Source organism: Vibrio sp. 16 (assembly GCF_963681195.1).
GTDB lineage: Bacteria > Pseudomonadota > Gammaproteobacteria > Enterobacterales > Vibrionaceae > Vibrio > Vibrio sinaloensis_D.
In genome coordinates this window covers 62870-83142 of record NZ_OY808997.1, presented here as the reverse complement: position 1 = coordinate 83142, position 20273 = coordinate 62870, and the positions used below count along the sequence as shown (strand labels likewise).

The window sequence follows — 20273 nt, the reverse complement described above, 5'->3', positions numbered from 1 at the left end:
TTCGCGGTTAAATTTTGTTCGAGATAAAATCGTTTTAGGCGCGGCAAGGGGTATGTAGCCTAGTCATTCTAAGTAAATACCCCTTAACAAAGCATAAAACGATTTTAGCCGAACCCTTCGGGCAGCGTTTGTGGTTCATTTCTACTGCGTTATCGGCTTTTCATGTAGGCTAGCTACACTTCAAAGCCTCTGTCTGCTCTTGTTTATAAAGAAATAGAAATTTCCCACAAACTGCTGCAAAAATCAGCTCGAAAGATCAACAGACCCTAATGTTCTACACTTTTAAAAAGTATGGAGAAGACCAAACTGGCTATGGATACCCCAAGCGCCTCACCAACGCAGTGGCAACGAGTAAAGCAAGATATCTTTGATGACAGGCTTTTGTATGGCTATGTGATCGTGACGAGCGCTTTGCTTTATCTCGCCTCACAATGGTTTGTTGAGCAGTCACAACTCAAGTATGACCTCACAACCTACCTGCGGGCACTCTTTACCATTTGCTACATTACGTTTCTTGCTTGGAGCTCGGGCTATTACCTCTACTTGGCCTATCACAAAACGCCTCACCCTTTGTTGGTCTATTTAAAAACCATTACTGGCTTCTTCCACCCCATCGCTAAACCGATCAGTTTTGTTTTGTTGGTCTTATCGCTCAACTTGACGTTTTCTTGCTACACCTATCTCAAATCGATCATTCCGGATATCAACCCATTTCAATATGATTTGCTCTTCTATCAGCTCGATCAATGGCTCCACTTTGGCAATGATCCTTGGCGTCTCACCCATCAATGGTTCTCTTCCATCTACAGCTCTTTTGTGATCAACTTTCTCTACAATCTGTGGTTTTTATTGATGTGGGGCAGCGTCTTATTCTTTATTGTCCGCCGAGATATGGCCATTTTGCGTAATCAGTATTTGATTACCTTTATGGCTAGCTGGCTGGTGATTGGCGGAGTGACCGCAACTCTAATGTCGTCCGCAGGGCCTTGTTACGCCCACTTGGTAGACGTCAATCAAACCCAATATCTGCCATTAATGGACAGGCTTACTACCCAAAGCCTAGCATTAGAGAAACTGGGGTTCCCCCCGCTGTGGGCGCTCGATGTTCAAGATCTGCTGTGGTTAAAATACCTAGGCAGAGAAAGCGGCATTGGCACGGGGATCTCGGCAATGCCTAGCATGCATGTCTCCATCGCCGTGTTGATGGCATTGGGCGCTTATCGATTGAACAAGCGACTCGGGTATCTGATGTGGGGATATATGGTCGCGATTCAAATTGGCTCGGTGCACCTCGCGTGGCACTACGCTATTGACGGGTACTTAAGCACGTTCTTAACGCTACTACTTTGGAAGCTAAATGGTCTTATTGTACGCAAGCTGCACCCCGAACATTAATTCACAACTTCGCTCACCACATTACGAATACAGATGTTCTTCTCTTCGTACTGGTTGGCTTTTAAGTAAATCAAACGTATATCAAAATCAGGCACGTCAATGGGAGGAAGAGTGGCCATCAAACCGTGACTCACGCTTTCCATTTCAGCAAAACGCTTGGGCACAATACAAACCAGCTCTCGACCAAGCAATAAACGACGTATGGTAAGGAAGTGACGCGATGCGACACCGACTCGCCGCTCATAACCGAGTTTGGTTAAGCGCTTATCAACTTGGGTGTGCAAGCTGCCATCTGGACTCACCAATGCGTGCTCAAGTGAGACAAACCGCTCCAGCGTCAAAGGCAAATCGACATCAACGCTCTGTGGGTCATACATACACAAGTGCTGCTCAGTATAAAGATGCTGGGACAGAAAACGGCGATTGAGATTTTCAATACTGCCGATGACTACATCCAGCTCTTCACTGTCCGCGATATCAAGATAATTGCTGCGATTAACGTTGTAAAAACTGACCTGAGATTGAGGCGACACCGCTTTGAGCGCATCGTAAAGTTGTGGGGCAAAGAGTTGCTCTGCGTAATCCGTCAACCCGATACGCCACGCTCCTTGGTAGTCTTGCGCAGAAAAATGCTTTTTACTGAGTAGATCGTTTTTGATGCTGGCGAGCAGCTTATCGATCAAAGGGGCGACCTCATGAGCCCGAAGTGTCGGCTCCATTCGAATCCCGACGCGTTCAAATAGAGGATCCTCAAACAGCCCACGCATCCTTTGCAAGGTATGGCTCATTGCAGACTGGCTCACAAAGCATTGCTCAGCAGCTAAACTGACACTTTTGGTTTGGTACACCGCTTGAAACGCCACCAGCAAATTGAGATCGACCTCTTTCCAGTTAAACTCTTTCACCGCCTCATCCTGTTTGATTCATAATCTCTATTAAAACTATCAATTTGAGTCATTTTAGTCGATTTTGTACATTATCGGCACTATTTACCCAACGAGTATTTGTCATGCTGTCGATTTTTAAGACCTTTTTCTGGTTAGGCTGGATTAGCTTTGGTGGCCCCGCGGCTCATATCGGCTACTTCCGAAATACCTTTGTTGAGAAACTCAAATGGCTAGATGACAAAGAGTATGGCCAGATCGTCGCCTTGAGCCAGTTCTTGCCTGGCCCAGGGTCAAGCCAAGTCGGTTTTGCGCTCGGTTATAAGCGTGATGGATTGGGCGGCGCCTGTATGGCGTTTCTTGGTTTTACCTTGCCATCTGTGCTGATCATGTTGGTTTTGGCGGTGTTAAGTAGCCAACTGACTGAAACAAGCGCGTTTCAAAACATTGTTCATGGGCTCAAGCTACTCGCGGTCGTCGTGGTTGCAGATGCCACTTGGGGCATGTACAAAAATTTCTGCAAAGGCAAGCTTTCTGTCGCTTTGTGTTTAGCGACGGCTATTGCGCTCTTGGTGTTCCCCGGAATTGCCACACAGATGTTGGTGCTCATACTTGCCGGTCTCATCGGAATGCGCTTTTTGGGCGTGCAATCACCAAGCGAACCAACCTCGTTTGAACCCTCAGTGCTGCCTTTGGTACTGTTCGTCGTGCTACTCGTCGGCTTACCTGTTGCCGCCAACGTGATACCTGCGCTTGGTCTATTTAATGACTTTTTCCAAGCGGGGAGCTTGGTGTTTGGTGGTGGTCATGTGGTTCTTCCTCTTTTGCAGAACATTGTTGGCGATCAACTGACTCAAGATGCCTTCTTAACCGGGTATGCAGCCGCACAAGCTGTTCCTGGGCCCATGTTTACCTTTGCCACCTACATTGGCTATGAGTTGATGCCACAAGCGCCAATCTCTGGGGCGCTGATTGCCACGCTTGGGGTTTTCTTGCCGGGGTTCTTGCTGCTACTGGGCGTGTTGAAAAACTGGCAATCGCTGGCACAAAACAGCAAAGTCTCTGGCGCGGTTAATGGCGTGAACGCCTCTGTTGTCGGCTTACTGTTGGCGGCACTCTACGAGCCCGTATTTACTAGCGCGGTATTAAGCCCTATCGACCTATCGCTGGTGCTAGTTGGCTTCTATCTGCTTAAACAGTTATCGCTACCGATTGTCTGGATGGTCGCCTTCTTTATGACCGCTGGGCTTGTATCCGGTTACATCGTCTAAGCGACAAACTCGAAGGAGAGCCGAGGCTCTCCTTGTTGATTCTCACTGCTCCGATTGACTTTCTTCTTCTCTGACCAAAGCCAGCGCGCGCTCTAGGTTCTCATTGGCAACTTTGTAATAGGTAGGCTTACTGTCTATCGCCTGTTGAAGGTACGGGATTGCCTTGTCTGGCTTGCCTTGCAATATCAAGAAGTAACCAACGTTATTCAGCGCTTCCGGCTTCTCCATATGACGTGTAAACACATTCAGTGCGCGGTTTATTTCACCTTTTCCCAAGTAGATAAGCGCAAGGTTATTGAGTGCCTTTTCATCGTTTGGATCTTGATCCAGCGCCTGCAAGCTGAGTCTCTGAGCCTGAAGGTAGTCCCCAGACATGTAGTATGAGTAGCCGCTGTTCGTCAGCGTTTTAACCGAATCTGGCTTAATACGTAAAGCATGCTGATAGTAGGCCTGAGCTTGCTCATGTTTTGCCTCAAGATCTGCTAGAACGCCCATCCCCATGTACGCATAGTCTGGTGAACTGACGTCCGTTTTGAGCGCAGCTATGGCTTCGACGGTCAGCAAATCTTGATCGGACAATGGCTTCTTGCTGCCAAAACGAAGTTGATCGGCGTTGATCGCTTTCAAAAAGTAGCTTTCCCCCTGCTTGGGATCCCCAGAACGACTGTAAAGAATGCCCAGCTGTTCTAGGGATTGAATGTTGTTTGGGTTGCGGTCAACCGACAAGGTGTAAGCTCGCTCGGCCAATGCTAAGTTGCTACGGCTTTGGTGAATACGGCCAATATTGTACAAAGAGCGATCTTGGTATTGACCATTTTCAAACGAGAGCGAGCGTATGTACTCATAAAGAGCAAGGTCGACATTGCCTTGACTCAATGCGATATCGCCCCGCGTGATGGCCTCTTTTTCCGTCTTGGGTGGCTCTTCTAGGGAGAGGGTATCGATGGGTTTACCATCATAAAGAGAGGCATCAAAGGTATTGTCATCACTTGTGGCGCAGCCCACCAGCAATGAAAGCGGCAATAACCAGACGGCGAGTTGTTGTTTGTTCATAGTTAGTTCCCCAGCGTCGAGGTAATGGAAAGCATTGATGGCCCGATCGCCACAATAAAGAAGCACGGCCAAATAAATAACAGCAATGGAAAGATCATTTTGGTCGGAATTTTCGCAGCAATCTCTTCGATCTCTTGGTTGCGCTTGTCGCGGAAATCTTCCGTATACTCACGCAGAGTTTGAGATAAACTGCCACCAATTCGCGATGCATGGGACAACATGGTCACCAACCCAGCAAGCTCCTTGATACCGGTTCGTTCCACCAAATCATCGAACGCATCCGACATCTCTACCCCTGCTTTAATTTTTACGCACACGGTATCCAGTTCGTCAGCAAAGTCGGGGTGAGAGATCATCAACTCATCAGCGACTCGGCGCAGCGCGGCACTAAAGCCTAACCCCGATTCGGTACACACCACCAAAAGATCGAGCGCATCTGGCACACCGCCACGAATTCGAGACTGACGTTTATTCACAAAATAGTTCAAACCGATATTGGGCGTGTAAAGCCCCACCGCAACACTGGCGACCATCGCCAACTTAAGATTCGACATATCAGGGACAAAGAAGTAGAGCATTGCTGCAATACCAACGCCAACCAAAATAGCCATCCCTTTAATGGCGTAAAATACGGTGAGAGCATTGGCATCATGGTAGCCAGCATGCATCAATTGTTGACGCAAACTCTGGCTCTCTTTTGAGTTTGACGGCGTTAACGTCGGCGCAATCGAATCAAGGGTATTGCCAAGCCGGCGGCCTTTTTTGAGTTTTTCTCCGGGCGCTGTTTTCTTCAGCTCTTCGAGTCGAACCTTCATAGGCGCCCGCGTCCCCAACACCACCAAAAACAGAGTAAACATCACCAACACGGTCGCAATCAAAATGACACTGAGAAAGAATGTCTGCTCATTGATTTGAAAGCTGTCTAAGAACTGCAATAAGGTCTCCATATTACACCTCGAAGTTGATGATGTTTCGGATCCATATCGAGCCAATAAACAGACTGATAATACCCCCACTTACGAGCGTCATCCCTCTTGGATCGGTATAGAGCGGCTCAACGTAGCTGGGATTAATAAAGGTGAGAAACAGAAACAGTAGAAACGGCGACAATACCAAGATCCACGCAGATAAGCGGCTCTCTGCAGACAAAGTTTTGATTTTTCGCTGCAATTTAAATCTTGATCGTAGAACTTTACTCACTTTCTCTAAGTTCTCAGACAGGTTCCCCCCCGTCTCTTTTTGCAGCAGCACAGCACTGGAAAACGCTAACATTGATACCGTTGGGGTACGCTCTGCCATTTGCATGATGGCCATGCGCATGTCATAACCGAAGTTGAGCAAGTTAAAGGTGTTTTTAAACTCGGTGCCGATGGGATCGGGCATCTCATTGCCAACCTCATTGAACGCCTGCGTGACGGGTTGTCCGGCTTGAAGCATACGACGCATAATGTCCAGCGCCTCAGGCAATTGCTCTTCAAAACTCGCTAAACGATCAGAAATGCGCTTATTGAGCCAAAAGTACAGAATGAACCAAATCCCCACCGACGCGGCTAATCCGATATAGAAAGGTTGCCCTAACAGCAGCACAATAAGAAAAGCACACACAGATAAAATCAGCGTCACCGCCAGCGTTTGACCAAGACTCCAGTCGTAACCTGAAAGCTCGATGGTTTTCTTTAGCGAAGAGAAGAGAGGCACTTTCACCAAACGCCTATCCATCGGTGTCAGACTTTTCATGTAGTGCTCTTGAAGAAGTGAACGAGCCTCTTCATCGAGTTTGGCTTGAGATTCTTTCAGTCGTTGCGACAGTTGCTTGTGCTTCGCCTTGCTACCCGCCGCAGGCAAAATCAGCGCTTGTGAAATAAACACCACAGCGAAAAAAAGTAAAATATAGAAAAGCGTCGCATCCTGTTGCATGACATCCCCCTTCTACGAATAAGATTCGTTAAATATATCGAAAGGAAGGTGCAGACCTTTTTTAGACAATTGGTCGTGACATTGTGGGACTACCCCCGTTGCCGTGTAGTAACCCAGCACATTCCCTTCTTCGTCCATCCCTTGGCGGTGGAACTTAAAGATTTCCGACATGGTGATGATTTCCCCTTCCATGCCGTTGATTTCACAAATACTCACCATACGACGCTTACCATCCTCTTGGCGCTCCATTTGCACTACAAGGTGAATCGCCGAAGCAATTTGCGAGCGGAGATTTTTAGCACTCATGTTCCACCCCGCCATGGCAAACATGTTCTCAACCCTCGACAGTGCATCTCGGGGAGTGTTGGCGTGAATGGTGGCAAGTGAGCCATCGTGACCTGTGTTCATTGCCGCCAACATATCGACCGCCTCGGCACCACGCACCTCCCCAAGAACGATGCGATCAGGGCGCATCCGCAGTGAGTTTTTCACCAGATCTCGCTGAGTAATTTCCCCTTTCCCTTCCAAGTTAGCAGGGCGGGTTTCCAAGCGAACGACGTGGGTTTGTTGCAGTTGCAGCTCCGCCGAGTCTTCAATGGTGACAATACGATCATCGTGAGGAATAAAGTTGGAGAAGATATTCAGTGTGGTGGTTTTGCCTGAACCAGTACCACCAGAAATCAAAACGTTGAGCGCCCCTTGCACTGCCGCTTCAACAAATTGAGCCATCTGCGGAGAGAGTGAATTAAAGGCAAGTAAGTTGTCCATATTGAGCTTTTCGACCGCGAATCGACGAATCGACACCGAGGAGCCATCAAGCGCAAGTGGTGGAATAATTGCGTTAACACGTGAACCGTCTGCCAAACGCGCATCCACCATCGGGGACGCCTCATCAATACGTCGGCCCACCTGACTCACAATTCGGTCAATGATATTTCTTAAATGGCGCTCATCAAGAAAGGTGTAGGGCGTTTGCTGCAACTTACCGCGTCGCTCCACAAACACATGCTTTGGACCATTGACCAAAATATCCGAGACGGTTGCATCGTGCAGCAGAGGCTCTAATGGCCCAAGACCAAACACTTCGTCTTCGATTTGTTGTATCACCCGCTTGCGCCCTTCCGCGCTCAAGGCGTGCGTTTGGTCGTCTGCCATCAACTGGACAATGGCATCGTGGAGATCATTTTTGGCTCTTTCGGGCTCTAAGCTCGCCAAAAGTCCTAAGTCGAGAGTTTCTAACAAGCGCTGATGGTAGTAGTGCTTCACTTCTTGTTCTTGCTCAAGCTGCTTTCTGGCGTCCCCCACCGCTTTGTCGTTGGCTGCCTGTTCTTTTTTCTTCTGCTCTTTCAACAAGCTAGCAGACTCTTCACCAGAAGATTTGGCGTCAGATTGACCACTTTCTTCGGCGTGCTGTTGATGCTTATCCGCCTCCATCACCTTTTTTTGCAGCTCAGGATTGATATTTTTTCGTTTAAAAAACATAGCAATATCCCTATCAGTTCACCTAGCTAGGAGAAAAGCTTACTTAGCCAGCTTTGTTTCTTTTTCTTTTCTGGTAGCAGCGCGGTTGCAAATTTACCGACCGATTTAGAGAGAGCACTGCCTTTGCGCGATTCCACAAACGGACGCCCTAAATTGGCACTTTCGAGCGCGACTTTGAAATCATTGGGAACGGTATGAACCGCCACATCTCCCACGGCTTCTTTGATATCTTTAAGTTTGATTGACTGACGTTTCTCGTAGCGATTGACGATGATCTCAACCTGATCGCGATTAATGCCAAACTCAAACGACAAGGTTTTGATGATTTGATTACAGCTTTTAATCGAAACGAGGCTTTGCTGCGTCACCATGTATAGCTTAGTTGCAGGCGAGATAACCGGAGCGAACATGCGATCCAATCCTCGCGATAAATCAACAATCACGTACGGATACTGCTCTCGCAGAAACGGCAGCAGCTTATTGAGATAAATCGCTTTTTCATGGTTTTCATGGCTGTTCTCGCGTTTAAAGGCGAGGATATGCAAACCTGAGGCATGCTTGGTCACTAAGCTCCCTAATGACACTTCATCCAAGTCAGAAACGTTTGCCAGCGCATCCACTAGGCTGTACGTCGGTTGGATGTTTAGATAATCATTAATCACCCCAAACTGAATATCGAGATCAAGCAACATCACTTGATCTGGGTGAGATTGCGCCATCTTGATCGCAGTGTTGAGCGCTAACATAGAGGCGCCACACCCGCCTTTGGAGTTCATAAATACCAGCAATTCACCAAGGTTTCGGTTCGCGACTTTCTCTTCTGCCATGTTGTTTAGCAGAGGAGCAAGCTCTTGAATTTCAGCTTTGTCCGAAACAAAATCTGCCGCCCCAATGCGTAGGGCGATCTTAAGCGCTCCACTATCATGCTCGTTACCAAACACAATCAATGACGCTTCATGACCATCATTGGTTTCATGAGGAGATTCAAATTGCTGCAGCTCGACGATTTTCTGCGCCCAATTAGGGCCAGTTTCCACAAAAATAAGATCAGGCGGCGTAAATTGAGCAAGATTGGCAATCACCAGCCCATGAAATGAGATCATTTCGTAGCTGATGCTCTGGCATTTCGACAACTCATGGCTAATGTGCAAATGAAAGGCGTCCGACGAGTAAAACACCCAAACGCTTAAATTTGTTTTTAGTCGAATTGGAGGGCTACTGCCCCCTGGTGCAATTTGCACAGCTTCGCCCATTCATTCCTCCTAGCAGTCAGTGCTGTTGTCACCGCTTGTGTCCGTCCAGCGATGGTGCCCCAAGTTTTCCCTCGGTCGAATCGTTTCAAACTCGGGGACTTGTAAGAGCCCAGTTAAGTTCACAAAGGTCAATAACCCTGTGAATTGATAGCTAAAGTTCACTACTCGTGCCCTTACATATCTAATTGTAGAAAACACATCGTCATCTGTCAGAGTTCCTGTTACCACACTCCCAGAGTCATCAAGATAGTCCACGACCAAATTGGCCGTAGTTAGCCCGCCCGGAGCGTAATCAGGCATCGCCAATGCGGGAATGTCATTTCTGTCTTCAACACGACACACAACCGCTAAACGGGCCGCGACACGTGTAATGTCATTGATGACCTGCAAGGAATAAACATACCTTCCGACTTCGATCACCGAGAAAATCACCAGCAACAAGGCTGTTGAGATGATGGTAAATTCAATCACAGACACACCGCTTTGCTTTTTCATGGCGCTGTCCTCATCATCGCAGAGGCATTCAGTGGGAAACTGAAGTTCATTCCACTTCGAAACGATCCCATCATGGGCGTGTAAGTATGATTAATCGTCACCGTCACATAACCACCAGCGTGATTCACATTCACATCGGACGTCGTCAGCCCATCCACCATGGCTTTAGCCCCATCACCAACGGTTGAAGAGCCATAAACAACGATGTTCTTAATCGCATTTACATCCGCGATTTGGTCATAGCTCGCGGTGCCGGTAATTTCTGTGGTGGCATAGCGAATACCATTTTGAGCCATTTTATTGAGCGTGTTGTAACGGATAAACGCGTTTCCTACTTCCGTAATGGCCATTAAAATCAATAGCAAAACGGGGATAGTGATGATCATCTCTACCGCCGCTAGCCCTTTCTGCTTACGACAAGTTTTCATGATTCTTCTCCGTGTGGGTCCCGATACAACACAATTCGGTAAGGTCCGTCATTATCTGAATCTTGACCTGGCGTTCCACTTAGAGAAGAGCAATCTTCGATGAACTCACCATAGACAGGATCTTTACTGCTGTTATTTGTTGGCGCTTGCTGCAGTAAGAAAAAACAACCAAGAGCAGTGACTGTAAAAGAAGATGTCCCCCCAGAAGCCCCCGAGCAATCAACAATTGGGACAATCAGTACTCGCCTATTTTGTTGCCCCCCTGAACCGATATTGCAATCACTATCCCCTGTACAGTCAGGAAGGGCTGCAAGGTAATCTGAGTAGGACCATGGTTGACCACCCGCCCCACTTGTATCTGAGTACGTAATGTTGCCGCTACTATCGATTGAAGGTGATTTATTAGGCTCTTTGACGTAAATGTCCGGCGCATAGTCAGTAGAGGAAAGACCGCCTCCTTTGTACACGCCAAATCGAGTATTCAAGCCCTGCCCAACAGGACCAATTGTATTGCCGGGCTTCGTTGTTACCTGATCGCCAACCCCAACAGAGATTGCATAATCACCTGCAAGGGCCGTCCTAACCGTGCTAGCCCCAGAACCAAAATCGAGTAATTGATAGTTGCCAGATCCCATGCTACCCAGTTTTTGATCGGCAATTTTTAACGCATAAAGATCGCCCGGTACATATCCTGCACTTCCCGAAGAATCACCTTCGCAAACCGCCATTGGAACAATGTTATTACTATCAATAACACTCGGACTTGGCCCAGCAACGGCCGTTGATGCTAGGTTTTTATCGACACTGAACACATGCGCGAAAAAGTTACTCAACGCAAAGTTGCTCACCGCAACTCGCGCGTAGCTGTCTTCGTCTGGGTCAAAACCAGAAAATGGAAACGTGGCCGGATCGTTAGAGAACTGCACCACAACTTGCGCCGATGTGAAGTCCATCTCTGTATTGCCAGTGGCATTGGCAACATTGGTCAATGTCGTTTTGGCGGCAGCGGTGGCTTGGGCTTCGCTACCGCCATTATCGAGCACGATCGCAGCAGCCAGTGCCGCGGCATCAACACTATTTTGCAGTCGGGTTTTGTTCAACATCGCGTGGTTCACATCTATCGAGAGCGCCGCGACGCCGATCAAAGCCAGCATGGCTGCGGTGACTAAAACCAACGTCATGCCGCGTTGTTTAAGCTGATTACCCTTTGTCATAGTGTTGTCCTTAAGGCTACTTCGAAAAGCCTTCCAAGAATTGACTGTCAATGCCGCCCAAATCGGTATCTTGTTTACCGGTATAGACTTGGTAGGCACCTTCCATTCGTTCACCACTACCTTCAGGCACTACCCCCAAATTTTCACTTGTAGCATTCGGGTTGTAGACCTGTTCTGTTTTTAGTTTCGCCACATGCTGACCTAAACGCTCAGCGTTGTTGACGCAGCCAAGCAGTAGAGCTTGTGTACACAACAGCGCGACTATGATTCGTTTGTTTTCCATATTGCCCCCTATAAGCTGTGCCCGAACGTGCCTTCGGTGCCACCTTTGGAGTAATCCACAAAGTTGGTGTCTTGCACATCTTGAGGTCGAGATTGGTTTGAGGGCGCGATATAAGCGCCGCGGCCGAGTAAGTAGTACTCAAAGTCATTCGGCTCAACGAACGAGTCGGTTGGCAGTGACACTCGATTTCGGTCAATCGGCTTCGCCAACCTTGGCGTCACTAAAATCACCAGCTCAGTTTCACCGGAAATGTACTCTTGGCTGTTAAACATCTGGCCAAGGACTGGAATATCACTAAACCCGGGCATACCACTCACTACATCGCGCACGTTTTCACTCAGTAGCCCCGCAATACCGATGGTTTGCCCATCCGCTAGCTCTAAAGTAGATGAGGCGCTGCGACGCGTGATGGGTGGAATCACATAGGTGCTGTTGGTGCCACCAGGAGATAAAGTTAACGAGGACGTATTGGCAATCTCACTGACATCCACCGCCAGATTGAGGTTGATGTTTTTATCGCTCAACACGGTGGGAATAAACTTGAGTCCGACACCATATTCTTTGTACTCGATGGTAATGCCGTTTTCATCGGGCACAGGAATTGGAAATTCACCACCCGCCAAAAACTCAGCTTTCGCTCCGCTCAATGCGGTGAGATTTGGCTCGGCCAAGACTTTCGCTGTGCCGTTTTGTTTAGCGATATCGAGAGCAAACGTGAATAAGGTATCGCCATCAATAAAGGTACCTAGCAAGCCCGTGCTGTCGATGCCTGGCGTATTGAAAATTGGCCCAATACCGCCGCCAACGTCATCAATAATTGCCCCTGCCGAAGTACCGCCCCATGAGAAACTTCCGTTGCTCTCAAAGAAGTGAAAGTTAGAGTCAAATTTTCTGACTAAACTGCGCTGCACTTCCGCCACCGTGACTTCAAGCATTACTTGCTGTGCGCCGCCGATGGTCATCAAATTGATTACGCCCGTTTTTTGCACTTGTTCACTGAGCGATTTGTTTTCTTTGTCGACCTCTTGCCCTGCTGAGTAGGTTTCAGCCACTCGCAACGCAATATTCATTGCTGATTGGCTGCTAATCTGGCCACTCAAAATCAGGCGATTCTGCGCGCTATGAACCTTGATCTCTTCATTGGGCAAGAACTCATACAACTTCGCTTTCAAGCTGTTGAGATCGTGGGTCACCTCAATATTGATCGATTCGATTAACTGCCCTCGACGGTCCCAAGCCATCAAGTTTGTCGAGCCGAGTTTCTTACCAATCAGAAACACTTCATCCGATTTCAACATCACAATATCAAGCACTTCAGGGTCACCAAGCGAGACCCGTTTTGCTTTCCCTGCCAATGTGACATGGGTGGATTTGTGATGGGGTACTTTGACAATTTTTCCAGATTGAGTGGCGGCCGTGGCGCTCCACGCAAAACTTAGACTGACTAAAATAACTAAAATCCGTTTCAACATAGCTCACCTCAATCCCTGACTCTGATATTGCTCGACTCGGTGCCTTTCAAAATCGTGACACTTGGTGCGACGTATTTTTTGACCACTTTTTCTTCTTCATGAGGGTTTCGAAGTGTTAATTGAATCTCCCCTTTACTCCTTGCGGTTAACAGCTTTTCCGCATCTTTTGGCGAGACTTCAAGGGTCACCGCACGAACAATGATCGGTTTGTTTTCTTTGGTTCTTGCCGTTTGATCAACCGCCAGTACTTTGATGTCTTTAAGTACGGTGACCGTATTGGCAGAGGTCGCGCTGTATTTAATAGTATTGAGCACATCGACACGGTTTCCCGGCAATAGGAAGCCTGCCACACCAATCACATCATTGACGCGAATGGTGACTGCGCGTTTGTTTTCAGGAATTAATGACGCCAGCGTCGACCCTTCTCCCGGAACAGTCAGTCTGTTTTGATGCAAGACTTCACCGGGGAATATGGTGGTCGCGACAACTTGCCCAAGAATGGCATTTTGATCGGTAAACTGCCCCTCGTTTCGCCACTCAACTTCCAGTAATTTGGTGGTGATGTGCTGCTCTTCGATGGGCGTGCCCGCTGGAATTTCCTGGCTGGCGATGATCACTGGCTCGCGCTCAACAACCTCCAGCTCGGTTTGGGGTTGCAGTTGTCTATCCATCCACTGCTTAGCAAAAAACACAGCTCCTAAGCCAAACACTATGGATAGCAAGAATAGTAATATGACTTGATTTCGGCTCATCGTTCTCCTCCTCCTTTTCCGTCAGCGGTGAAATACACTTCCCAGGCGCGGGTGACTATTTCAGGGGAGATAACTGGCTCTACTTCTTCAAAAACAATGATATCTCGGCTGATACCGACAATATCCTTTGGAATACAAGGATAAAAACCAACGCTATGCTGACTATGCAAATCGAACAGTTGTTGATAACTTTCTGCACTCACCGTTAGGTTTTTGGACTGGGCGAAGGTGTCCCAAAGTGAGTGGTACTCTTCTTTTAGTAGTGGGCCAAATTGAATCTTGTAGCCCAAGCGACGCAAAAATGCGGGGTCACTGATCTTTTCCGGATCTAAGTTCGTAGAAAAAGCCAGAGTTAAAATAAAGGGAATCGTGATCTGCTGGCCGTTCGGCAAGTTGAGATAGTCATAGAAATACTCCATGGGCACAATCCAGCGATTGAGCAAGGTATCGACTGGCATGGGTTGTCTGCCCAAATCGTCAATGATGAAGATACCGTTATTGGCCATCATTTGCAGAGGAGCCATCCATACTCGGTTGTGCTCAGAGTGATTGACCTCTAGCATTTCCATCGTGAGTTCGCCGCCCACTTGAATACTCGGGCGCTCACACAACGCCCAACGGCGGTCAAACTGCTCTTTAAATGTGATGGACTTAATTTCTGAGCTGGCCACTTTTTTGTGGTGCTGAGGTGAAAACACTTTAATGATGTTACCCGCAGCATAAACCGCATACGGAATGTAGACCGATGTATTGAGAGCATTAAGAAGCCGCGTTGCGACGAAGGTTTTACCCGTACCCGCATCTCCATACAACAACAAAGCACGACCAGAGTTGATGGCAGGCCCTAGTACAGAAATCATTCTTTCTGCACCCAATACTTCGGAAAGCGCAAAACTTACATCTCGACGGTTCACCATGTGTGCTCGAACGTCCTGAGCTTTTACCATGCTTTCATAGTCGGGTAATGAGACAGGTGCCGGACCTAGGTAAGCATCTTTCGCAAACGCATCATCCGCTTCTTGCATTCCCATTTCTGATAAGCCGTAACGCACATTCCCGGTCGAAACAGAGCCAAACCCCGACGCCGGCGCTTGAAACACCTCGACGTGTGATTTAGCCCTGAGATCGGCGAGCATATCCTCAATCATGTGGCTATTGATGCACATAAGTTCGGTTAGCTTTAATATGTCAGATTTTGGATAAGCTGCGAGATGCTTAAGCAATAAGTTTTCAAGGACGGCTCTTGGGATTTTTAAAGCATCAAAAGAGGTGGGCACCGGAGGGGCGTCTGCTTGAGGGGTGAGTTCGACTCTGTGTTTCACTGCATTGTTTGATTGCACCATAAACACTCCTTTGTTTACGTCATCACTAGAAGTAGTGATGTAATGCCACGCCGATTACGACTATGGGAGCGAAAGGCATTCTCAATTTTTCGGTTGAATTCTCTTCTAAAGCCTTAGTGCCTGCCCGGCCATATGCAAACAATAATTTGTAGCGTGAGAGTTGCTCTCTCATCTTGTGTTCTTTTCCTGCGACACGGACCAACGCGTAAGTGAGCCCGACCATAATGCTGGTCGCCGCAATCCATAGAGTGGCATCAAAAAGTTGCCCCCAACCAAGCCAAAAACCGATAACCGCTAACAACTTAACATCACCCGGCGCCATCACTCTCAGCAAATGGAGCATGAGAGATCCTGCGAACATAACCGCAAACCCTGTTGCAGCCGCACTCCAGCTCGGCGTGAGATCCGGTTCAACGATCATTCTTGCAACACAAGCGATTAAGGTGAGAAGAAGTAGTGCATTAGGAATCCGATGCTCTTTAGCATCTGAGACCGCTACGATAAACAGAATGAACCAGATAACATACTCCACAGTAGCCTACCTCATGTTCATTTTAGTCGCTGAACAACGAATCAAACTCTTCGGAAAGTACGTCTCTAAAAGCAGCAAAAAGACCCGAAAGTCCAACTAACATTACGCTCGCCCCAACCACGTATTCAACGACGGTCAAGCCTGATTCATCTAAAAAAAAGTTTCGTGCTTTATGATGTAGTGACATGGTTAACTCCTACTTGTTGCATAGGCTTGGTTCTTTCGTTGAATCAAACCTATACAACTATATTAGTAGGAATTGGGAATAATGCCTGTTTTCTGTAAGGGTATAAATTACGCCTGTTCGACTAGCTAAACACGCTATTAAGTTCTGCTTCCAATACTGAGCTGAATGCCCCGAAAATACCGGACAAGCCAAGTACTAGAAGGCCTGCGCCTACTACGTATTCAACCACTGTCAAACCTTCTTCGTCCTTTAGAAATGCTTTGATGTTATTTAGTACCTTGCTCATAATTTGTCTCCTTTCTAACAAGTACCCTGCGTCTTGCTTACTTATAAGTTAGGAGTTTTCCATCGCTACTAGTTAGGACTTTCTTAGCTATTTTTGGTACTTTTTTGCCACGATAAAACTAGCACTTTTGTTTATTTTGAACCCTAAAGCCATTTATTTGAGTCTTACCAAGCGCTATAAAAACAAGAAAATGTTACAACAGACCACATAAGAGATTGATTAATTTGAATTATACTTCCCGAACAAAAAATGCAAGTTTGACATAAAATAGAGATGAACACCTGTATCACTTTTGATACTTGACAAGATTAAAAATCAAATAAAAACAGATCTTACTCCCAAAAATCAATCGAACAATCAACAGTAATATCAAAAACAAGTCCACGAGCACTCAGACAAAAGTTGAGGTTCAGAGAAGCCTAACCTAACCTTATGTATACAAATTAAAACTAAATTAGGGTTAACTTATTTGAATGTACTCCACAGTGGTTACTGGCTTGGTCAATCGACCTCGTTTATTCCCAAAGACATTCTTCGCGATCTAGACGAGTTTTTTGATATAAAAGATTACGGCTACGACGTATCTGTATTGAGTGAGCCCAACATTCACTTTTGCTTTTTCCACTACCAACCTTCTTTCGATGCCTTGTTCGTGACAGCAGCCAAGCTATGCCAAAACCTCGACAAAAGCTTAGTGGTATTGCACAACGGCCCCTTAAGTGACGAGATCGCATCCCTTGACGTGGTGATAAAAACGTACGATGTCTCAGCTTCCCTTGAAAACCAATGGGCTAAAAACCTCAGCCAACAAATCCACTATCAATTTACTAAACACCAAGAAATACTCGAAATTCATAAACTGACTTCAATGATCAAAAAGCAGAATGTGAGTAAAGATCTTATCGAAATCTTACGCTACATCGATAAGAACCTATCACGCACCATTCGAGAGGAAGATATTGCAGAATACTGCCACTATTCAGTGACTTACTTTTCAAAATTCTTTCACAAAAACATCGGTGTCAGCTTTCGAGACTACTTGGTACTGAAGAGAATTAATCTTGCAAAACAATTGCTTGTAAAAGAAAGGAAAGAGAAGATTTCGTTCATCGCTTTTCAGTGTGGCTACCATGACGTTTCGTACTTTTCGCGTATCTTTAAAAAGAAAACAGGGTTAAGTCCCGCAGTGTACCGTCAGCTACACTAATATCAGCGTCACACCTTGGGTATATTCTTATCGCAATGCTTCACTCTCTTTCTTCTTCCATGCTAAAGTTAACAAGCTGTTAACAATAAAAATAAATCATTATTTTGCCAATAACATGGAGTTAGAGAATGATTCAGCCTAACGAGTTAAGCAAACCAACTTGTGCTCTCCCACCACCGAACGAAATGATCTTGAAATGGGCCGAGGAACGTCCCAATGAGATCTACCTAAAACAGATTATTAATCGTCAGTTTGTCGAATACACATACGCAGAGGTTGCCGATAAAGCCCTAAGGCTGGCTGCAGCGTTAAAAGAGTTTGGCTTACAACCCGGCGATAAAGTCGCGCTTGTATCCAAGAACTGTGCGGAATGGTTTATTTGTGACTTGGCCATGATGCTTGGTGATTTTGTCAGTGTGCCGATCTTTCCCACAGCTGGTGCCGACACCATCGAATACTGTGTCACCCACAGTGAAAGCAAAGTGCTGATTGGTGGTAAACTCGATGATGCCGCGGCAACGCAGCAGGTCATTGATTCTCAGGAAAATTTGATCACGGTGTCATTACCTTATGACAGCGCGCCAAAGTGTCAGCACAGCTTCAATGATCTGATTGAAAAGTTCGAGCCCAGCCAAGACAGACCTCAACACCATGACGACAAACTGATGTCACTGGTGTACACCTCTGGAACTTCTGGCTTGCCAAAAGGAGCGATGCTCACTTACGGCGCCTTTAGCTGGTCAGTACAACAGTTGATCAATCACATCGGAATTCAAGAGAACGATCGGTTGTTCTCCTATTTGCCGCTGGCTCATATCACCGAGCGCGTTTATATCTTCGGTTCTTCCATTCAAGGAGGCGTTCAAACAGCCTTCCCAGAATCTCTAGACACCTTTATTGAAGATGTAAAAATGCAGCGCCCAACGTTGTTCATCTCTGTCCCTCGCTTATGGACCCTGTTCCAGCAACGCATTCAAGACAAACTGCCACAGAAAAAACTCAACATCTTACTTAAGATTCCGTTTGTGAACTCCTTAATCAAGAAGAAGCTCGCAGATGGTCTAGGTTTAGATCAAGCGCGTGTGCTAGGTTGTGGCTCAGCCCCAGTTTCACCGGCATTACTCGAATGGTACCGTAGCGTTGGCCTCAATATTACTGAAGCATGGGGGATGACCGAGTCGTTCGCGTACAGTACGTTGAACTACCCATTCCGCGCAGACAAGATTGGTAGTGTGGGTAACGCAGGCCCAGGGATTGAACTCAAAATCGCTGACGATGACGAGATTATGGTTCGCGGCAAAGGGCTTTTCTCGGGTTACTACAAAAATGACATCGCCACACAGGAGTCGTTTGATGCTGAAGGCTGGTTGCATACCGGTGATATTGGCTCTCTCGATAGTGACGGTTACTTAACCATTCAAGGGCGTAAGAAAGACAACTTCAAGACGGCAAAAGGCAAGTTCGTTGCACCGGTTCCTATAGAGAAGAAGCTCTTTGAGTACAGCCGTGTCGAGATGATGTGTCTGATTGGCCTCGGATTACCTGCCCCTATCTTACTGGTTGTTCCTCATGATTTTCCGAACTTTGACCGAGCTCGTTACGAGCGTACCACCAAGAAAGTTATCACTCGAATGAACCAAGAACTGGAGTCACACGAGCAGATTAAAGGGGTATTGATGATCAAAGACCCTTGGAGTATTGAGAATGGTATCTTAACACCAACGTTGAAGATAAAACGCCATGTGCTGGAACAGAAGTACCACGATATGGGACAAAACTGGCCAAAAGGTCAGTTGGTCGTGTGGGAAGAGTAGTAAACACAACCAAGGAGAGCGCCCGCTCTCCTTTTGCTTTTTAATCAAAGCCATTATGATTGCACTCCCCTTCTAGTTTATACAGGATGTATTTATGGATGCTAGGCTGCATCACCTACCAGGACTGCGCTACTTTGAAGTTGCTGCACGGCTAAACAGTTACAGTCGCGCCGCAGAAGAGCTGTTCATCAGCCAAGCAGCTGTCAGCCAGAAGATTCGCCAGTTAGAAGATGGACTTGGTTGCAAACTTTTTGTCCGTGATGGACGGGAAATGCGCCTAACTGAAGCTGGGAAAGTTCTATATCGGCATGTATCTCAGGGGCTTGAGATCATCGTCAGTGGTCTCAATCAAATCCAAAGCGAACCTGTAGAAGGATTGCTTTGCGTCAGCTCTACACCGTCTTTTGCATCTCGCTGGCTGCTTCCAAGGCTATGGAAGTTTTCAACTCAACATCCGAATATCCCAATTCGTATTTTGACCAGTTGCGATGCTCCCAATTTAAAACAAGGGGATGCCGACTTAGCAATTTGGCAAGGAGACGAATTAGACATCAATAGCAACAGTAAACTGCACAAAGAATTTCTGTTTGAAGAGACCATTTACCCGTTCTGCTCCCCTCATCTGGCCAATAGCATTGACCTTTCCAACCCCGAACAGCTACTCAATACTTGGTTGATTCACTACGAGTCCGGCGGCTACCCTTGGCAAAGCTGGTTTGCCCAAGCAGGTGTGACAATGAACAAAGAATCGGTTCAGTGGATGGACGTCAGTACCTTTGATCACGCTATGAATGCCGTTATGGCAGGTCATGGGGCTTGTCTGGCTTCTGATTCGTTAGCTAGTGACTACGTCGAAAGGGGGTTATTATTTAAACCTTTCGATATTGGAATGACTCCGGGCATTCAGTTTAATCTCTTCTATGACGACAAATCGCCGCGTCGCCAACGCATCTCAGCATTCGCGAACTGGTTACATAGTGAGATTTCAACATCAGACTAAATTGC

General features: G+C 46.9%; 21 protein-coding genes. 5 read left to right on the top strand and 16 right to left on the bottom strand.

Annotated features, from left to right (window positions below):
* Positions 1 to 312 precede the first annotated feature (312 nt).
* Complete coding sequence (locus U9J37_RS00395) at positions 313 to 1395, top strand: phosphatase PAP2 family protein (RefSeq protein ID WP_157607825.1); 1083 nt, start codon at positions 313 to 315, stop codon at positions 1393 to 1395.
* Here the strand turns inward: U9J37_RS00395 and U9J37_RS00390 are convergent.
* Complete coding sequence (locus tag U9J37_RS00390; RefSeq protein WP_005471487.1) at positions 1392 to 2300, bottom strand: LysR family transcriptional regulator; 909 nt, start codon at positions 2298 to 2300, stop codon at positions 1392 to 1394. The two genes, U9J37_RS00395 and U9J37_RS00390, sit on opposite strands and share 4 nt — an antisense overlap.
* A gap of 104 nt (positions 2301 to 2404) precedes the next feature.
* Here U9J37_RS00390 and chrA point away from each other — a divergent pair, with 104 nt between their 5' ends.
* Positions 2405 to 3550, top strand: a complete 1146-nt coding sequence (chrA, locus tag U9J37_RS00385) for a chromate efflux transporter (RefSeq protein ID WP_005471570.1) — start codon at positions 2405 to 2407, stop codon at positions 3548 to 3550.
* A gap of 42 nt (positions 3551 to 3592) precedes the next feature.
* On the opposite strand, the gene U9J37_RS00380 is transcribed toward chrA, so the two are convergent.
* From U9J37_RS00380 to U9J37_RS00310, 15 genes are all read right to left on the bottom strand, one after another.
* Positions 3593 to 4603 (bottom strand): tetratricopeptide repeat protein, encoded by a 1011-nt coding sequence (locus U9J37_RS00380; protein ID WP_005471492.1) that lies wholly within the window; start codon positions 4601 to 4603, stop codon positions 3593 to 3595.
* A 2-nt stretch (positions 4604 to 4605) separates the two neighbouring features.
* Positions 4606 to 5550, bottom strand: a complete 945-nt coding sequence (locus U9J37_RS00375; protein WP_005471436.1) for a type II secretion system F family protein — start codon at positions 5548 to 5550, stop codon at positions 4606 to 4608.
* Position 5551: 1 nt separating this feature from the next.
* Positions 5552 to 6520: a type II secretion system F family protein gene (locus U9J37_RS00370; RefSeq protein WP_005471463.1), complete on the bottom strand. Its 969-nt coding sequence runs from the start codon at positions 6518 to 6520 to the stop codon at positions 5552 to 5554.
* 12 nt (positions 6521 to 6532) lie between these two features.
* On the bottom strand, positions 6533 to 8002 hold the full coding sequence (locus U9J37_RS00365; protein WP_005471544.1) for a TadA family conjugal transfer-associated ATPase: 1470 nt from the start codon (positions 8000 to 8002) through the stop codon (positions 6533 to 6535).
* A 26-nt stretch (positions 8003 to 8028) separates the two neighbouring features.
* Positions 8029 to 9255: an AAA family ATPase gene (locus U9J37_RS00360; protein ID WP_005471481.1), complete on the bottom strand. Its 1227-nt coding sequence runs from the start codon at positions 9253 to 9255 to the stop codon at positions 8029 to 8031.
* Between the two features lie 9 nt (positions 9256 to 9264).
* Positions 9265 to 9750, bottom strand: a complete 486-nt coding sequence (locus U9J37_RS00355) for a TadE/TadG family type IV pilus assembly protein (RefSeq protein WP_005471469.1) — start codon at positions 9748 to 9750, stop codon at positions 9265 to 9267.
* Positions 9747 to 10178 (bottom strand): TadE/TadG family type IV pilus assembly protein, encoded by a 432-nt coding sequence (locus tag U9J37_RS00350; RefSeq protein ID WP_039482788.1) that lies wholly within the window; start codon positions 10176 to 10178, stop codon positions 9747 to 9749. Before U9J37_RS00350 ends, U9J37_RS00355 begins: the two co-directional genes overlap by 4 nt.
* Positions 10175 to 11392, bottom strand: a complete 1218-nt coding sequence (locus U9J37_RS00345) for a Tad domain-containing protein (RefSeq protein ID WP_043886838.1) — start codon at positions 11390 to 11392, stop codon at positions 10175 to 10177. Before U9J37_RS00345 ends, U9J37_RS00350 begins: the two co-directional genes overlap by 4 nt.
* A gap of 16 nt (positions 11393 to 11408) precedes the next feature.
* Complete coding sequence (locus U9J37_RS00340; RefSeq protein WP_005471443.1) at positions 11409 to 11675, bottom strand: hypothetical protein; 267 nt, start codon at positions 11673 to 11675, stop codon at positions 11409 to 11411.
* Between the two features lie 8 nt (positions 11676 to 11683).
* Positions 11684 to 13147, bottom strand: coding sequence for a type II and III secretion system protein family protein (locus U9J37_RS00335; RefSeq protein ID WP_005471514.1), 1464 nt, complete (start codon positions 13145 to 13147; stop codon positions 11684 to 11686).
* 8 nt (positions 13148 to 13155) lie between these two features.
* The gene (gene cpaB, locus U9J37_RS00330) at positions 13156 to 13899 is read right to left on the bottom strand and encodes a Flp pilus assembly protein CpaB (RefSeq protein WP_038189671.1); all 744 of its coding nucleotides are present in this window, start codon (positions 13897 to 13899) and stop codon (positions 13156 to 13158) included.
* Positions 13896 to 15242, bottom strand: coding sequence for an ATP-binding protein (locus U9J37_RS00325; protein ID WP_005471543.1), 1347 nt, complete (start codon positions 15240 to 15242; stop codon positions 13896 to 13898). Before U9J37_RS00325 ends, cpaB begins: the two co-directional genes overlap by 4 nt.
* Before the next feature lie 25 nt (positions 15243 to 15267).
* Positions 15268 to 15774, bottom strand: coding sequence for an A24 family peptidase (locus U9J37_RS00320; RefSeq protein ID WP_005471580.1), 507 nt, complete (start codon positions 15772 to 15774; stop codon positions 15268 to 15270).
* 22 nt (positions 15775 to 15796) lie between these two features.
* Complete coding sequence (locus U9J37_RS00315) at positions 15797 to 15961, bottom strand: Flp family type IVb pilin (protein WP_179944629.1); 165 nt, start codon at positions 15959 to 15961, stop codon at positions 15797 to 15799.
* 121 nt (positions 15962 to 16082) lie between these two features.
* A complete protein-coding gene (locus U9J37_RS00310; RefSeq protein ID WP_005471504.1) occupies positions 16083 to 16247 on the bottom strand; it encodes a Flp family type IVb pilin in 165 nt (54 codons plus the stop codon).
* A gap of 469 nt (positions 16248 to 16716) precedes the next feature.
* On the opposite strand from U9J37_RS00310, the gene U9J37_RS00305 reads away from it, so the two are divergent.
* The 3 genes from U9J37_RS00305 (at position 16717) to U9J37_RS00295 (ending at position 20268) form a co-directional block, all read left to right on the top strand.
* Positions 16717 to 17454 carry a helix-turn-helix domain-containing protein gene (locus U9J37_RS00305; protein ID WP_005471435.1) on the top strand — a complete coding sequence of 246 codons (738 nt, stop codon included), beginning with the start codon at positions 16717 to 16719 and terminating at the stop codon, positions 17452 to 17454.
* A gap of 128 nt (positions 17455 to 17582) precedes the next feature.
* Positions 17583 to 19268, top strand: coding sequence for an AMP-binding protein (locus U9J37_RS00300; protein WP_005471590.1), 1686 nt, complete (start codon positions 17583 to 17585; stop codon positions 19266 to 19268).
* Positions 19269 to 19362: 94 nt separating this feature from the next.
* Positions 19363 to 20268, top strand: a complete 906-nt coding sequence (locus U9J37_RS00295; protein ID WP_005471562.1) for a LysR substrate-binding domain-containing protein — start codon at positions 19363 to 19365, stop codon at positions 20266 to 20268.
* The last annotated feature ends 5 nt before the right edge of the window (positions 20269 to 20273 follow it).

What these genes read in the sequence shown, in the direction of transcription:
- U9J37_RS00395 (WP_157607825.1), top strand. Translation starts at nt 313, where the DNA reads ATGGATACCCCAAGCGCCTCACCAACGCAGTGGCAACGAGTAAAGCAA.
- chrA (WP_005471570.1), top strand. Translation starts at nt 2,405, where the DNA reads ATGCTGTCGATTTTTAAGACCTTTTTCTGGTTAGGCTGGATTAGCTTT.
- U9J37_RS00380 (WP_005471492.1), bottom strand. Translation starts at nt 4,603, where the DNA reads ATGAACAAACAACAACTCGCCGTCTGGTTATTGCCGCTTTCATTGCTG.
- U9J37_RS00375 (WP_005471436.1), bottom strand. Translation starts at nt 5,550, where the DNA reads ATGGAGACCTTATTGCAGTTCTTAGACAGCTTTCAAATCAATGAGCAG.
- U9J37_RS00370 (WP_005471463.1), bottom strand. Translation starts at nt 6,520, where the DNA reads ATGCAACAGGATGCGACGCTTTTCTATATTTTACTTTTTTTCGCTGTG.
- U9J37_RS00365 (WP_005471544.1), bottom strand. Translation starts at nt 8,002, where the DNA reads ATGTTTTTTAAACGAAAAAATATCAATCCTGAGCTGCAAAAAAAGGTG.
- U9J37_RS00360 (WP_005471481.1), bottom strand. Translation starts at nt 9,255, where the DNA reads ATGGGCGAAGCTGTGCAAATTGCACCAGGGGGCAGTAGCCCTCCAATT.
- U9J37_RS00355 (WP_005471469.1), bottom strand. Translation starts at nt 9,750, where the DNA reads ATGAAAAAGCAAAGCGGTGTGTCTGTGATTGAATTTACCATCATCTCA.
- U9J37_RS00350 (WP_039482788.1), bottom strand. Translation starts at nt 10,178, where the DNA reads ATGAAAACTTGTCGTAAGCAGAAAGGGCTAGCGGCGGTAGAGATGATC.
- U9J37_RS00345 (WP_043886838.1), bottom strand. Translation starts at nt 11,392, where the DNA reads ATGACAAAGGGTAATCAGCTTAAACAACGCGGCATGACGTTGGTTTTA.
- U9J37_RS00340 (WP_005471443.1), bottom strand. Translation starts at nt 11,675, where the DNA reads ATGGAAAACAAACGAATCATAGTCGCGCTGTTGTGTACACAAGCTCTA.
- U9J37_RS00335 (WP_005471514.1), bottom strand. Translation starts at nt 13,147, where the DNA reads ATGTTGAAACGGATTTTAGTTATTTTAGTCAGTCTAAGTTTTGCGTGG.
- cpaB (WP_038189671.1), bottom strand. Translation starts at nt 13,899, where the DNA reads ATGAGCCGAAATCAAGTCATATTACTATTCTTGCTATCCATAGTGTTT.
- U9J37_RS00325 (WP_005471543.1), bottom strand. Translation starts at nt 15,242, where the DNA reads ATGGTGCAATCAAACAATGCAGTGAAACACAGAGTCGAACTCACCCCT.
- U9J37_RS00315 (WP_179944629.1), bottom strand. Translation starts at nt 15,961, where the DNA reads ATGTCACTACATCATAAAGCACGAAACTTTTTTTTAGATGAATCAGGC.
- U9J37_RS00310 (WP_005471504.1), bottom strand. Translation starts at nt 16,247, where the DNA reads ATGAGCAAGGTACTAAATAACATCAAAGCATTTCTAAAGGACGAAGAA.
- U9J37_RS00300 (WP_005471590.1), top strand. Translation starts at nt 17,583, where the DNA reads ATGATTCAGCCTAACGAGTTAAGCAAACCAACTTGTGCTCTCCCACCA.
- U9J37_RS00295 (WP_005471562.1), top strand. Translation starts at nt 19,363, where the DNA reads ATGGATGCTAGGCTGCATCACCTACCAGGACTGCGCTACTTTGAAGTT.